12 protein-coding genes are annotated in these 13,100 nt (G+C 66.8%); 8 read left to right on the forward strand and 4 right to left on the reverse strand.

Annotated elements, in window-relative coordinates:
- The first annotated feature begins 76 nt into the window (after nt 1–76).
- The 5 genes from O6P39_RS14280 (at nt 77) to O6P39_RS14300 (ending at nt 5,524) form a co-directional block, all read left to right on the forward strand.
- Nucleotides 77–982, forward strand: a complete 906-nt coding sequence (locus O6P39_RS14280) for a LysR family transcriptional regulator (RefSeq protein ID WP_275607161.1) — start codon at nt 77–79, stop codon at nt 980–982.
- A gap of 103 nt (nt 983–1,085) precedes the next feature.
- Nucleotides 1,086–1,574, forward strand: coding sequence for a MarR family transcriptional regulator (locus tag O6P39_RS14285; RefSeq protein WP_275607162.1), 489 nt, complete (start codon nt 1,086–1,088; stop codon nt 1,572–1,574).
- A 163-nt stretch (nt 1,575–1,737) separates the two neighbouring features.
- Nucleotides 1,738–2,958 carry a 3-(3-hydroxy-phenyl)propionate transporter MhpT gene (gene mhpT, locus O6P39_RS14290; RefSeq protein WP_275607163.1) on the forward strand — a complete coding sequence of 407 codons (1,221 nt, stop codon included), beginning with the start codon at nt 1,738–1,740 and terminating at the stop codon, nt 2,956–2,958.
- Nucleotides 2,959–2,995: 37 nt separating this feature from the next.
- Nucleotides 2,996–4,237 carry an OprD family porin gene (locus tag O6P39_RS14295; RefSeq protein WP_275607164.1) on the forward strand — a complete coding sequence of 414 codons (1,242 nt, stop codon included), beginning with the start codon at nt 2,996–2,998 and terminating at the stop codon, nt 4,235–4,237.
- Between the two features lie 33 nt (nt 4,238–4,270).
- A complete protein-coding gene (locus O6P39_RS14300; RefSeq protein WP_275607165.1) occupies nt 4,271–5,524 on the forward strand; it encodes a thiolase family protein in 1,254 nt (417 codons plus the stop codon).
- 111 nt (nt 5,525–5,635) lie between these two features.
- On the opposite strand, the gene O6P39_RS14305 is transcribed toward O6P39_RS14300, so the two are convergent.
- From O6P39_RS14305 to O6P39_RS14320, 4 genes are all read right to left on the reverse strand, one after another.
- The gene (locus O6P39_RS14305) at nt 5,636–7,492 is read right to left on the reverse strand and encodes a feruloyl-CoA synthase (protein ID WP_275607166.1); all 1,857 of its coding nucleotides are present in this window, start codon (nt 7,490–7,492) and stop codon (nt 5,636–5,638) included.
- A gap of 102 nt (nt 7,493–7,594) precedes the next feature.
- Nucleotides 7,595–9,046 carry an aldehyde dehydrogenase gene (locus O6P39_RS14310; protein WP_275607167.1) on the reverse strand — a complete coding sequence of 484 codons (1,452 nt, stop codon included), beginning with the start codon at nt 9,044–9,046 and terminating at the stop codon, nt 7,595–7,597.
- A gap of 57 nt (nt 9,047–9,103) precedes the next feature.
- The gene (locus O6P39_RS14315; RefSeq protein ID WP_275607168.1) at nt 9,104–9,934 is read right to left on the reverse strand and encodes a p-hydroxycinnamoyl CoA hydratase/lyase; all 831 of its coding nucleotides are present in this window, start codon (nt 9,932–9,934) and stop codon (nt 9,104–9,106) included.
- Nucleotides 9,935–10,479: 545 nt separating this feature from the next.
- Complete coding sequence (locus tag O6P39_RS14320) at nt 10,480–10,650, reverse strand: hypothetical protein (protein WP_275607169.1); 171 nt, start codon at nt 10,648–10,650, stop codon at nt 10,480–10,482.
- Between the two features lie 308 nt (nt 10,651–10,958).
- Between O6P39_RS14320 and O6P39_RS14325 the strand changes: the two genes are divergently transcribed.
- From O6P39_RS14325 to gfa, 3 genes are all read left to right on the forward strand, one after another.
- Nucleotides 10,959–11,438 (forward strand): DUF2846 domain-containing protein, encoded by a 480-nt coding sequence (locus O6P39_RS14325; RefSeq protein ID WP_275607170.1) that lies wholly within the window; start codon nt 10,959–10,961, stop codon nt 11,436–11,438.
- 14 nt (nt 11,439–11,452) lie between these two features.
- Nucleotides 11,453–12,055 (forward strand): hypothetical protein, encoded by a 603-nt coding sequence (locus tag O6P39_RS14330; protein ID WP_275607171.1) that lies wholly within the window; start codon nt 11,453–11,455, stop codon nt 12,053–12,055.
- 464 nt (nt 12,056–12,519) lie between these two features.
- A complete protein-coding gene (gfa, locus tag O6P39_RS14335; RefSeq protein WP_275607172.1) occupies nt 12,520–13,098 on the forward strand; it encodes an S-(hydroxymethyl)glutathione synthase in 579 nt (192 codons plus the stop codon).
- Nucleotides 13,099–13,100 lie beyond the last annotated feature (2 nt).

Consider the following 13,100-nt stretch of genomic DNA (forward strand, 5'->3'; position numbering starts at 1 on the left):
ATTCAGTGCGTATCGGCCATATCAAAGCCGTGCATCCCCATGTCGGCGGGGATCATCATCAGGATTATTGAAAACAATGGCCTTCTCCAGCGACTCCCTCTCGATCTTCCTCGCCGTGCTGGACAGCGGCTCTTTCTCCGCTGCGGCGCGCAAGCTCGGTCGCGTGCCATCGGCGGTCAGCATGGCCATCGCCCAGCTGGAAGCGGAGCTGGACCTCACGCTGTTCGACCGCAGCACACGCAAGGCATTGCCCACCGCCGCCGCGCTGGCCCTGGAGCCCCAGGCCCGGCAGGTGATCTGCCAGCTGAACCTGCTGGATGCCCAGGCATTGCAGCTGCACAAGGGGCTCGAACAACGGCTGAGCATCGCGATTGCCCCGGAGCTGCAGACCGGGCGCTGGGGCGAGCCGCTGGCGACACTGGCCGAGGAGTTCCCCGGACTGGAAATCGAGGTCCGCTCGGCCACGCAAGCCGAAGCCGTACGCATGCTCCACGAAGGCGCCGTGCAACTGGCGCTGGTGTTCGAGCGCCCCGGCATCGATGAGCGCGAGTCCTTCCTCGAAGCGGGCAGCCAGTTGCTCGTCGCGGTCGCGTCTCCGCAGCACCCCGTTGCCCGGCAGGGTGACAGGCCATTGCGCGAGGAAATGCTCGCCGAACAGCGGCAGATCATCGTGTCTTCGGGCACGCCCACCGGGTCGGACCCACGCATGGTGCTGTCGCGGCGCATCTGGTTGACCGACAGCTACCTGGCCACCCTGGAGTTCATCCAGTCCGGCCTCGGCTGGGCCTACCTGCCGCAGCCCCTGGTACAACCGCTGATCGCTTCGGGCGCGGTCACGGAAGTCCGCTTCGACAACATGGCCAGCAGGCTGCGGCTCTGGGTCGATGTCATCTGGATGAAGTCCCGGCCGCTGGGCCTGGGTGCCCGGCGCTACCTCGATCTCATGCGCCAGGTATTCCGGGACGAGCCACCCAGATCCTGAGTTCCCGTGCATCCCCACGGGCGAAAATCCGCCCCATCTGGCCAGGCAAGCCGAAAAAGTGCGAAGATCGCCCAAAATCGTTAACACGAGTAACCGTGACCGCATGGCCAAGAAAAGCGCTTCCGCCCTGCCCCTCGACGACGCGCCTCAGGAGGCCGCCAGCGCGGCCCTGAGTTCGCCTTTGGACAACTACGTCGGCTACGCCCTGCGCCGTGCGCAGCTGTCCGTCTTCCAGCACCTGGTGAACGAACTGGCCAAGTTCGACCTGCGCCCGGCGCAGTTCACCGCCCTGGCGATTATCGAGAGCAATCCCGGGCTGATGCAGGCTGACCTCGCCCGCGCCCTGAGCGTCGAGCCGCCGCAACTGGTGCCGCTGCTGAACAAGCTGGAAACCCGTGCCCTTGCGGTGCGCGTGCGCTGCAAGCCGGACAAGCGCTCCTACGGGATCTTCCTCAGCAAGGCGGGCGAAACCCTGCTCAAGCAACTCAAGGACGTCGCCCTGCAGAGCGACCTCGAAGCCACCGCCGGCCTCTCCGACGCCGAACGTGAGCAACTGCTCGGCCTGCTGCAGAAAATCCATACCCCCGCGTAATTCCCCTCTCCGTTCGCCCTGCCGTTCCCTGATCGCGCCCCGTCTACCGCCCCCGGCGGTGGACGGCCGTGGCGTTGACGAATCCGTTCAAGCCTCCTAGCATCGAAATTAGTTAATTAAATTAACCGGATTCTCCTACAACAATTACAAGAGCACTTCTGGCATGAACGACATCCCGTCCGCTCCACTGGCGCGGCAAACCGCTGCCACTCGCCTCACCATCCTGCTGTGCTTCATCGTTGCCCTGCTGGAGGGCGTCGACATCCAGTCCTCCGGCATCGCCGGACCGGGTATCGCCGCGCATTTCGGCCTGGACAAGGTCCAGCTCGGCTGGGTATTCAGCGCCAGCATCCTCGGCCTGCTGCCCGGTGCCTTCGTCGGCGGCTGGCTGGCTGACCGCATCGGCCGCAAGCGCGTGCTGACCGCCGCAGTAACGCTGTTCGGCCTGTTCTCCTTGCTCACCACCCAGAGCGGGAGCCTCGACAGCCTGCTGGCGGCGCGCTTCATGACCGGACTGGGATTGGGCGCGGCACTGCCCAACCTGATCGCCCTGACCTCCGAGGCCGCCGGCAGCGCCCAGCGCGCCACCGCAGTCAGCCTGATGTACTGCGGTGTGCCGCTGGGCGGGGCGCTGGCCTCGCTGGCGGGGATGTCGGCTGGTGCGGAGCGCTGGCAACTGGTGTTCCACATCGGCGGCTGGGCGCCACTGCTGGTGGCGCCGCTGCTCTACCTGCGCTTGCCGGAGTCCCCGGCCTACCTGCGCCCGGGCAACGAGCGCCAGCGCATCGGCGTGTACCAGGGGCTGTTCCGTTCGGGCCAGGCCCTGCCGACCCTGCTGTTGTGGCTGAGCTGCTTCTTCACCCTGATGGTGGTGTACATGCTGCTCAACTGGCTGCCCTCGCTGCTCATGGGTCAGGGCTTCAGTCGCGCCCAGGCCGGCAGCGTGCAGTTGCTGCTGAACCTTGGCATGGCGCTGGGCTCGGTACTGGCCGGCGTGCTGCTCGACCGCTGGCGGCCGACCCTGCTGGTGACCCTGATCTACGCCGGCATCCTCCTCGCCCTGGCCGGTCTGGGCTCGCTGGACGGCTTTGTCAGCATGCTGCTGGTGGGCTTCGCCGCCGGCTTCTTCGTGCTCGCCGCGCAGCTGGTGCTCTATGCCCTGGCGCCGCAGTTCTACCCCGCCGGCATCCGCGCCACCGGCGTCGGCTCGGCGGTCGCCGTGGGCCGCCTGGGCTCCATCGGCGGGCCCCTGCTGGCAGGCCAGATGCTCGCCTCCGGCGCCGGAGCAACAGGCCTGATGGCGGTTGCCGCCCCCGGCATCGTGGTTGCCGCCGCCGGGATCATTCTTCTGCTCCGCCACCGATCCGGCACTGCCAGCGACTGACACCCCGCCGAAGATAACGACAAGAAGCGAGCCCCCGATGGACAGATACCTCGTGGCGGTCCTCGCCGCCTGCCTGGCGCCTGGCGCGCTGGCAGGCGGTTTCCTGGACGACAGCAAGGGCAGCCTGGCGCTGCGCAACTTCTACATGGATCGTGATTTTCGCAGTGGCAGCGGGCAGTCCCAGGCCCGCGAGTGGGCCCAGGGTTTCACCCTGAAGCTGGATTCGGGCTATACCGACGGTCCCGTCGGTTTCGGCCTGAGCTTTCTGGGCATGGCCGGCTACAAGCTCGACTCCAGCCCGGATCGCACCGGCACCGGGTTACTGGCCTACGACCCGGTCAGCCGCGAAGTGGACGACCAGTACGCCAAGGCTGGCCTTACGGCGCGCCTGAAGGCATCGCGCAGCGAGCTGCAGCTGGGAACCGTGCAACCGCTGCTGCCGATCGCCTACCCGATCACCGCACGGCTGTTCCCGCCGGTGTTCCGTGGCGCCTTCCTGCAGTCCCGCGAGTTCGACGCGCTGACGTTGCATGGCGGCTATTTCGACCGCCAGAAATTCCGCGACTCCAGCAACGACGACAAGCTGCGGGTCAGCGCGCCGAACAAGCGCTTCAACGGCACCGCCGAGTCGGACTTCTTCGGCTTCGGCGGCGGCGAATACCGGATCAGCGAACAACTGACCGGCAGCTACTACTTCGCCCAGTTGCGCGATCTGTACCGCCAGCACTACGCCGGCCTGACCTACACCAGTCCGCTGGGGCCCGGCCGGCTCAAGGGCGAAGCCTTCTACTTCCGCAGTACCGAGGATGGCGCCGCCGCAGCCGGCCCGGTGGACAACGGCAACCTCAACCTCAACCTTTCCTACCAGCTGGGCGCCGACACCCTGCGCCTGGGCCACATGCGCCTGAGCGGCGACACCGGGATGCCTTACCTGTCCGGCACCGACCCTTACCTGATCGTCGGCGGCAGCCTGGTCTCGGAGTACGTCAATCCGGACGAGCGCGTCTGGCAACTGCGCTACGAGCACGACTTCGCCGCCCAGGGCCTGCCCGGCCTGACCGCCCTGGTGCGGGTGGTGCACGGCGACAACGTGCAGCTGCCGCAGTACGACTGGCGCGGCCGCGAATGGGAGCGCGACCTGGAACTCGGCTACGTGGTGCAGTCCGGCAGCCTTGCCGGTCTCGGACTGCGACTGCGCCAAGGGCACTACCAAAGCGACTTCGCCCGTGACGTGGACGAAGTGCGCGTGACCATCGATTACAGCCTTGCGCTGTGGTGATCGTTAAGAAACCTAATCAATCAGGAATCCCCCATGCCCCTACCCGGACTCTTCAGCGCCTTCGACGACGCCCTGCTCGTCGAAGCCGTCCGCACACCCTGGATCGACTACCGGGGCGCCCTCTCCAGCGTCTCGCCGACCGACCTGGGTATCCACGTCGGCCGCACTGCACTGCAACGCGGCGGCGTGGACCCGGCCGGCATCGACAGCGTACTGGCCGGCAACATGGCCCAGGCCAGCTTCGATGCCTACATGCTGCCGCGCCACATCGGCCTGTACTGCGGCGTTCCCCAGCACGTCCCGGCGCTGGGTGTGCAACGCATCTGCGGCACCGGCCTGGAACTGCTGCGCCAAGGCGCCGAGCAACTCCAGCGAGGCCAGGCCCGCAGCGTGCTCTGCGTGGCCAGCGAGTCGATGTCGCGCAATCCGATCGTCAGCTACAGCCATCGCAACGGTTTCACCCTGGGCCAGCCGGTGGAGTTCAAGGACTTTCTCTGGGAGGCGCTGCTCGACCCGGCCGTGGGCCTGAGCATGATGCAGACCGCCGAGAATCTCGCCCGCCGCTACGGCCTGCGCCGCGAGGACGTGGATGCCTATGCCCTGCGCAGCTTCGAACGGGCCTTGCGCGCCCAGGCCGAAGACTGGTTCGCCGGAGAAATCCAGGAGGTGATCGAGCAGAGTTTCGAGCAGCCCGGCCTCGCCCCGCGCCGGCTGAAGCTGGCCAGCCGCCAGGCGCGCGCAGCCCAGGACAGCCATATTCGCGAGACCTCCGCCGAAGCACTGGGACGCCTGAACGCGCTCTACCCGGACGGCGTGCAGACCGCCGGCAACAGCTGCGCCGTGGTCGATGGCGCCGCCGCCGCGCTGCTGATGACCCGTGCGGAAGCTGGCAACCGGCCGGTTCTGGCTCACGTGCGTGGCGCCGCCGTGGTGGGTGTAGACCCGGCGTACATGGGCATCGGCCCGGCGCCGGCGATCCGCCGTCTGCTCGACGGCTGCGGGCTGCGTCTGGAGCAGATCGGCCATTTCGAGATCAACGAAGCCCAGGCCGCCCAGGTGCTTGCCGTGCAACGCGAACTGGAACTGGACGACGAACGCCTGAATATCCATGGCGGCGCCATCGCACTGGGTCACCCGCTGGCCGCCACCGGCCTGCGCCTGGCCCAAACCGTGGCCCGGCAGATGGCCGCCAGCGGCCGCCGCTATGGCATCGCCTCCGCCTGCATCGGCGGCGGCCAGGGCATGGCCGTGCTGCTGGAAAACCCGCAGCCCACCGCTTTCAACTGAGCCCCTACTGTGCGGCGCCCTCCTGGCGCCGCCTTTCTTCCGGCCAAATTTCACACATAAAAAAACGGGCCGCCGTGCTCTCACAAGGCGGCCCGTTTCGTTCGCTCAGGCTCAGGGGGCGGGGATCAACCGTGCATCTTCACCCCGGTACAGGCCTTCGATCAGCTCGGCCCGCGAGGCCAGGATGGCGCGCTGGTTCAGCGAGCCCTTGTCGGTGATCTCGCCGCGATCGATGGACGGCGCCTCATCGAGCAGCGCAGCCCAGCCGAAGAAGTTCGCATTGCCGGTCGCTTCCCGGTTGAGTTGTCCCAGCCACTCGCTGAACCAGGCGCGCACTTGCACGCTGCCAAGCACCTGGGCATCGCTGGCATCCGCCCCCCGGCCGGCCAGCGCACGGCACTCGGCCATGCGCGGAAACACCAGCAACCCCAGGCTCGGACGGTTGGGCGCCAGCACCACCACATCCTGCACGTAGCGCGCCCCGGCGAGCACCGCGCGGGTGCGCAGCGGGCCGACGTTGACGAACACGCCGGAGGACAGCTTGAAATCCTCGGCCAGGCGGCCATCGAACATCAGGCCCAGTTGCGGATTGGCGTCGTCCGCCAGGCGCAGGGCGTCGCCGGAGCAGTAGAAGCCTTCCTCGTCGAAGACCTCGGCGCTCTGCTCGGGGCTGCGCCAGTAACCGTGCATCAGGTTCGGGCCCCGGTAGCGCGCTTCCAGCTTGCCCTCCAGCGGCACCAGCTTGACCTCGCAACCCGGCGCCGGCAGCCCGACGTAGCCCGCCACGGAGAGCGGGCCGGTGGTAAATGTGCAGGACGGCGCCGCCTCGGTCATGCCCAGGCCGGCCATCATGCGGATGCGTTCGCCGCAATGGGCCTCGGCCAGGCGGTCGAGGCGGTCCCAGATATCCTGGGACAGCCCCGCTGCGGCGAAGAAGAACAGGCGAATGTGGGCAAAGAAGCGCTCGCGCAGTTGTGCGTCGGTCTCTAGCGCCCCGGCCAGCTCCTCCCAGCCGCGCGGCACGGTGAGGTAGGCGGTGGGCGAGATGTCCTTGAGGTTGCGCAGCGTTTCGGCGAAGCCCTGGGGCGTCGGGCGGCCGCCATCGATGTAGAAGCTGCCGCCGTTGTAAAGCACGATGCCGAGGTTGTGGCTGCCGCCGAAGGTGTGGTTCCACGGCAGCCAGTCCACCAGCACCGGCGCCTCCCTGGCGAACTCGGGGAAGGTCTGCAACAGCATCTGCTGGTTGGCGCAGAGCATGCGCTGGGTGGTCGGCACCGCCTTGGGCAGCTTGGTCGAGCCGGAGGTGAAGAGGAACTTGGCGATGGTGTCGCCATCGGTGGCTGCAAAGGCGGCATCCGCCTCGGCGCAATCCCCGGCCTGCAGCAGGTCAGCGAAGGCGCGGCACTGCCGGCCGGCGATCTCGCCACGGTTGAACAGCAACGGCACCTGGGCATCGATCACCGTTTCGATGGCACGACGGAACGGCGTGGCATCGGCGGCGAACACCAGGCCCGGCTGCAACAGGTCGACGATATGGCGCAGCTTGGCCAGGTCCTGGGAGACCAGCGAATAGGCCGGCGACACCGGGCAATAGGGAATGCCGGCGTACATCGCGCCGAAGGCCAGTTGCAGGTGCTCCAGGTCGTTGCCCGAGAGGATCAGCAGCGGGCACTCCGGACCGAGCCCATAGGCCAGCAGGTTCTGGGCGATACGCCGGGTGCTGTCGAGCATCTGCGCGTAGCTGATGCGGCGCCACTGTCCGGATTCGTCGCGGGCGGCGACGAAGGTCTGTTGCGGCCGCTCGACGGCCCACAGTTGCAGGCGTTCAAGCAAGCGTTCGGGCAGCGGCTCCAGCGCTTCGCGGGCGCGCATGTAGAGGGTGCCGTCGGCCTCGCGCCGGACTTCCACTTCGGGATGGCCGATGGCGACCGGTCGATAACGCGGCCGGGAATTGGATTCGAGGTTCATGGAGTGTTCTCCATCGAGACACGCCGCCGGGCCCTTCGGCGCGGCGGCGGAAATCTTGTTCTTGTTCTGCTCGGCGTCCTGCCGGGCGCTCGGATCGGAAACTCAGATTGGATAGTGGCGCGGCGTGGTCTGCAGGGTGATCCAGCGCAGTTGGGTGAAGTGATCGAGCGCGGCGCGGCTGCCGAAGCTACCGTAGCCGCTGGCCTTGACGCCACCGAAAGGTATCTGCGCCTCGTCGTGCACGGTCGGGCCGTTGATATGGCAGATACCCGACTCGACGCGCCGCGCCAGGTTCAGTGCGCGGGCCTGATCGCGGCTGAAGATCGCCGCCGACAGGCCGTACTCGCTGTCGTTGGCCACCCGCAGGGCCTCTTCGTCGCCGTCCACGCGGATCACCGAAAGCACCGGGCCGAACGACTCCTCGGCATACAGGCGCATGTCCGGTGTCACCCCGTCCAGCAGCGCCGGCTGCATCACCGCACCCTCGCATTCACCGCCGCAGAGCAGGCGTGCACCCTTCTCCACCGCGTCGTCGATCAGCGCGCGAATGCGCCGGGCGGAGGCTTCGTCCACCAGGCTGCCAAGCACCGAGTCCGGCGCGGCGGGATGGCCGGCGCGCAGGCTGGCGGTCTTCTTCGCCAGGCGTTCGACAAAGGCGTCTGCCACGCGCGCATCGACGATCACGCGCTCGGTGGACATGCAGATCTGCCCCTGATTGAAGTAGCCACCGAAGGCAGCAGCTTCAACGGCGGCGTCCAGATCGGCATCGTCCAGCACCAGCAGCGGTGCCTTGCCGCCCAGCTCCAGCAGCGCGGGCTTGAGGTGACGCGCGCTGAGCTCGCCGATGATGCGTCCGACACGGGTCGAGCCGGTGAAGTTGACGCGCCTGACCGCCGGATTGGCGATCAGCCGGTCGACCAGTGCGGCGGCGTCTTCCGGAGCGTTGCTCAGCACGTTGACCACGCCATCGCCCAGGCCCGCGTCATGCAGCACCTGGCCGATCAGCCGGTGCACCGCCGGACACTGTTCGGACGCCTTGAGCACCACCGTGTTGCCGCATGCCAGGGCCATGGCCACGGCACGGGTCGCCAGGATCACCGGGGCGTTCCAGGGAGCGATGCCCAGTACGACACCCACCGGTTGGCGCATGGCCATGGACAGGGAGCCGGGCACATCGGAGGGGATCACCTCGCCCAGCACCTGGGTGGTCATGCCGGCCGCTTCGCGCAGGATGCCGGCGGCCAGGTGCACGTTGAAGCCGTACCAGTTGGCCATGGCGCCGGTTTCGCGGGCGCCGGCGGCGATGAACTCGGCGCTGCGCGCGTCCATCAGCCGCGCCGCCTCCAGCAGGCGCGTACGACGCTCGCCGGGGCCCAGCGCGGACCAGGCGGGAAATGCCGCAGCAGCGGCGGCTACGGCGGCATCGGCATCGTCGAGGGTGGCCGCAGCCGCGACGCTGGCCGGCGCGCCCGTCAGCGGGTCGAGCCGGGTGAAGGTGCGTCCGTTGCTGGCAGGCAAGGCCCGTCCGCCGATCAACAGCGAGACTTCGTTCATGCAGCGATTCCTCTTGTCGTTGTTCTGGCCGCGGGACCTGCGCCCCGCGGCGGCGGTTCAGCGGCGGTAGGCCTGGAGGCCCGGCTTGATGCTCTTTTCGTCGAGGAATTGCTTGAGGCCCTGCTCGCGGCCATGCTCCGGGTCACGCAGCTGGGCCTGGTCGAGCTTGGCGTAGAGGTAGTCCTCGTTCTGCTCCCAGGTCAGCTCGCGGCAGCGCTTGAAGCCGTTCTTCGCCGCGCGCAGCACCACCGGGTTCTTGTCCAGAAGATCTGCGGCCAGTTCCAGCACCGCCTCGCGCAGTTGCGCCAGCGGCACACTGCGGTTGACCAGGCCCATCTCGGCAGCCTTGCGGCCATCGAAGGTCTTGCCGGTCATGATGTAGTACAGCGACTCGCGATGGCCCACGGTGTCGGCCATGGCCTTGCTGACCAGGTTGCCCGGCGGGATGCCCCAGTTGATCTCGGAGAGGCCGAACACCGCCTCGTCCGCGGCGATGGCCAGGTCGCACGCCACCAGCGGGCTGAAACCACCGCCGAAGCACCAGCCGTTGACCATGGCGATGGTCGGCTTGGAGTACAGGCGCAGCAGCTTCCACTGCCATTCGGAGGCGTCGCGGCGGATGCGTTCCTGGAGGATCTCCGGACCGGCGTCCACTTCCCGGAAGTATTCCTTCAGGTCCATGCCCGCGGTCCAGGCTGTGCCGGCGCCGGTCAGCACCAGAACACGCGCGTCGCCATCCTGCTCCACGGTTTCCAGCACATCGCGCATCTCGCGGTTGAGCGTGGGGCTCATGGCGTTGCGCTTTTCCGGACGGTTCAGGGTAACCCAGGCGATGCCGCCCTCCACTTCCACGGTTACGGTCTGCCAGCGGCCTTCGTACTTGTTCATGTCTCACCTGTGTTCTTGTTTGGCTTGGTGAGGGAAAACTATCTCGCCAAATTAGTTATGTCAATTAACTATATTTGCCAATTCATTTGACGCGAGCACCTGCCTTGGCGAACGGCCGAGATGAAAACCTCGGTATCAAGGGTCAACAAGGAGATCGCCACCGACATCGCTGCACCCTTAGCGAGACAGCGCTATTAGTTAACAAAAATAATCATGGAGAATTTCAGGGAACAGGACGCCAGCGCAACGGGGTGACGCGCCAGAAGCTCGGCATCACTCCGCGGCCACGCGGTTTGGCGGAACACGGATCTGGCCCTGCGGCGGTTATCCAGGCGCAGCGCAAATCAGCGCTCGAAACGGAGCGAATCCGTCAGCAGTCAGCAGGCGAGATGCCGCGCCCGGCTCGACGTCGATACGTCACCAGGCGTGGGCGATAGCGGCCGTGCACGGACTCAGTCAGGGGCGACTGCGCCCTGCACCGCTCGGAGGAAAACGCCGCGCAAGCAGCCGTGCATCCAGACGATGCAGGCGATGGATGTCGGCGATCAGGGCAACAGCCGGCTGATGGAAGGCACCGGCACGTAGCAGCTGGGGTAGCTGGCGTTGCAATAGACGGTACTGGCCAGGGCAGCCGGCTTGGGCTGGACCAGTAGCAGGACATAGGCCGCGCAGAATGCACAGAGAACCGCAGCCAGGCAGATTTTTTTTGTTTTCATTGCCTTCACCGCCCTTCAGGGAGAACCAGGGGTGGTTCGAGACTATGAAAAAAGTGCGACGTATCGCCTCGTCCAAATGGACTATCCCCCTCAACCGCCATGCTGACGACACCCGCAGGCCAAATCCGAGGGAAACGCAGACGCTCTATATCGCGTCCTCCGGGTGAAGTCGGCGGCTCGCCGGTACCCGTCCAAGTCGACGGACGGGCAATTTCCAACAGGCCCCCAACAATCGAGCAAACGTGCATTGAACGACGTTCGGGGGCTCTGCTACGCTGCGCCGATCCAGGCCGCCACGAAGGACCGTCATGCGCCGGCTCTCCATTTTTCTTGTCTCCCTGCTCCTGCTCACGGGCTGTAGCGGCCCCGGCTATTTCGAACCCATTCCCCCCAGCACTCCGGATCGCGCGACGCTCTACCTGTTCCGTCCCAAGGCCGATAATCCGGGCAGGCAGCCCCTGCGTTTCTCCTATCCGGACATCCTGATCGACGAACAGAGCGTCGGTACGCTCGAGTTCAATTCCTATCGTCGCATCGAGCTGGCGCCGGGCAACCACAACCTGCGCGTGACCGGCCTGACCCGCAAGGCGAGCTGGGAACCCCGCGACATCAAGCAGACCTTCAGCATCGCGCCGGGCGAGATCAAGTACCTGAAGCTCGACGTGCGCTTCAACCTGAACGAGATGATGCTCGGCAACCCCGGCCCCAGCTACCTGATCCGCGTGACGCCTATGCGTCCCGACGACGCCATCTACCAGATCCGCGAAACCGAACCTCAAACACCATGAAGCAAGGACTCACCATGAGTGCATCCCGTTTTCTCTTCCTGCCGTTGGCCGCCGCTGTGCTGGTCGGCTGCCAGACCCAGGCCGACAAGCCGCTGAACACCGAGTACGGCCGTACCGAGACTGTCGCCAAGGGCGTGCCGGGCGGGGCGATCACCGAGACGGAAGAGCTGCAGGCCACCGTTTCGGCCATTGACGCGGGCAAGCGCACCTTCACCCTCAAGGACGACCAGGGCAACAGCCGCACCATCCAGGCGCCGCCGGAGATGCGCAACTTCAACCAGCTCAAGGTCGGAGACCGGGTCAAGGCGGTTGTGGTCATGGAACGCGTCGTCTACCTGCGCAAGCCGGGCGAAGCCGCCGTGGACGGCGCCGCCGGCATGCTGGCCACCTCGCAGCTCGGCGCGAAGCCGGCCATGGTTTCGGCCGACACCATCGAGATCACGGCCCTGGTCAAATCCCTCGACACCACCCAGCGCACCGCCACCCTGCAGCTCGCCGACGGCGGCCTGCACACCGTCAAGGTTCGCCCCGACGTGGAAATGAAACCCGACTACATCGGCCGCCAGGTGGTGTTGCGCATCACCTCCGCCGTCGCGGTCAGCGTCGAGCCGCAGTAACCCCGAAACACCGGCGCGCCGCTCCCGGCCGCCGGTGTTTCCTCTCCATTCGCGCCGCACCGCACCGTCCATCCGCGCCTGTGGACCCTCCCCGGTTTTCCCTTCGCCCCCTGCCCGTATCCCGCTGAAACTCACCTATCGTGAATGATGGCGGTCGATCGTTGTCGGCGACTCCGGCACCGCAACGAAGATCGCCCCGCCCCTTCCTGTGGCTTAGCGGCCGCGGGGACGGGGAGTCGGCTGTCGGCGGCGCACCCCGCTTCCCGGCAGGGTGAAGGACGCGATGGAAGGCCACATCCCACTCGCCGCAAACCCACCCTGGACCACGAAGGCATCGATCCGGTCTTCGGTATGATGCACAGCCCCATCCTGATGCGCCGTCATCCCTTTCGACGGGCCGGGCCCTGGACGCGGCCTGTGGCTGCGCCCTCCCTGCCGGACCGAACGCCAGGAGGAACACGTACATGAGCGCAATTCACATTCATCCGTCAGTGGACAACGGCATCCGCCCGGAACAGCCCGGCTTTGCCGGCGGCACGCTGCAGTGCCTGTGCGCGACCGACAAGGTGGAAGTCACGGTCGGCGCCCAGACCCTGCACAACCATGCCTGCGGCTGCACCAAGTGCTGGAAGCCCGCGGGGGCGACCTTCGCGGTGATCGCCGTGGTACCGCGCGACAAGGTCAGTGTGGTAGCCCATCCCGAAAAGCTGCAGATCGTCGACGAGAGCGCCGTCATCCAGCGGCACGCCTGCCGAGACTGCGGCGTGCACCTGTTCGGCCGCATCGAAAACAAGGGGCACGCCTTCTATGGCCTCGACTTCGTGCACACCGAACTCTCCCCGCAGGAAGGCTGGTCAGCGCCTGGGTTCGCCGCCTTCGTATCCTCGGTGATCGAGAGCGGCACGCCGCCCTCGCAGATGGAAGCCATCCGCCAGCGCCTGCGTGAGCTTCACCTGGAACCCTATGACTGCCTGTCGCCGCCGCTGATGGACGCCTTGGCCAGCCACGCCGCCAAGCAGAAAGGCACCTACCGCGACGCCTGACC

The sequence above is a fragment of the Pseudomonas sp. PSE14 genome, assembly GCF_029203285.1.
Taxonomy (GTDB): domain Bacteria; phylum Pseudomonadota; class Gammaproteobacteria; order Pseudomonadales; family Pseudomonadaceae; genus Pseudomonas.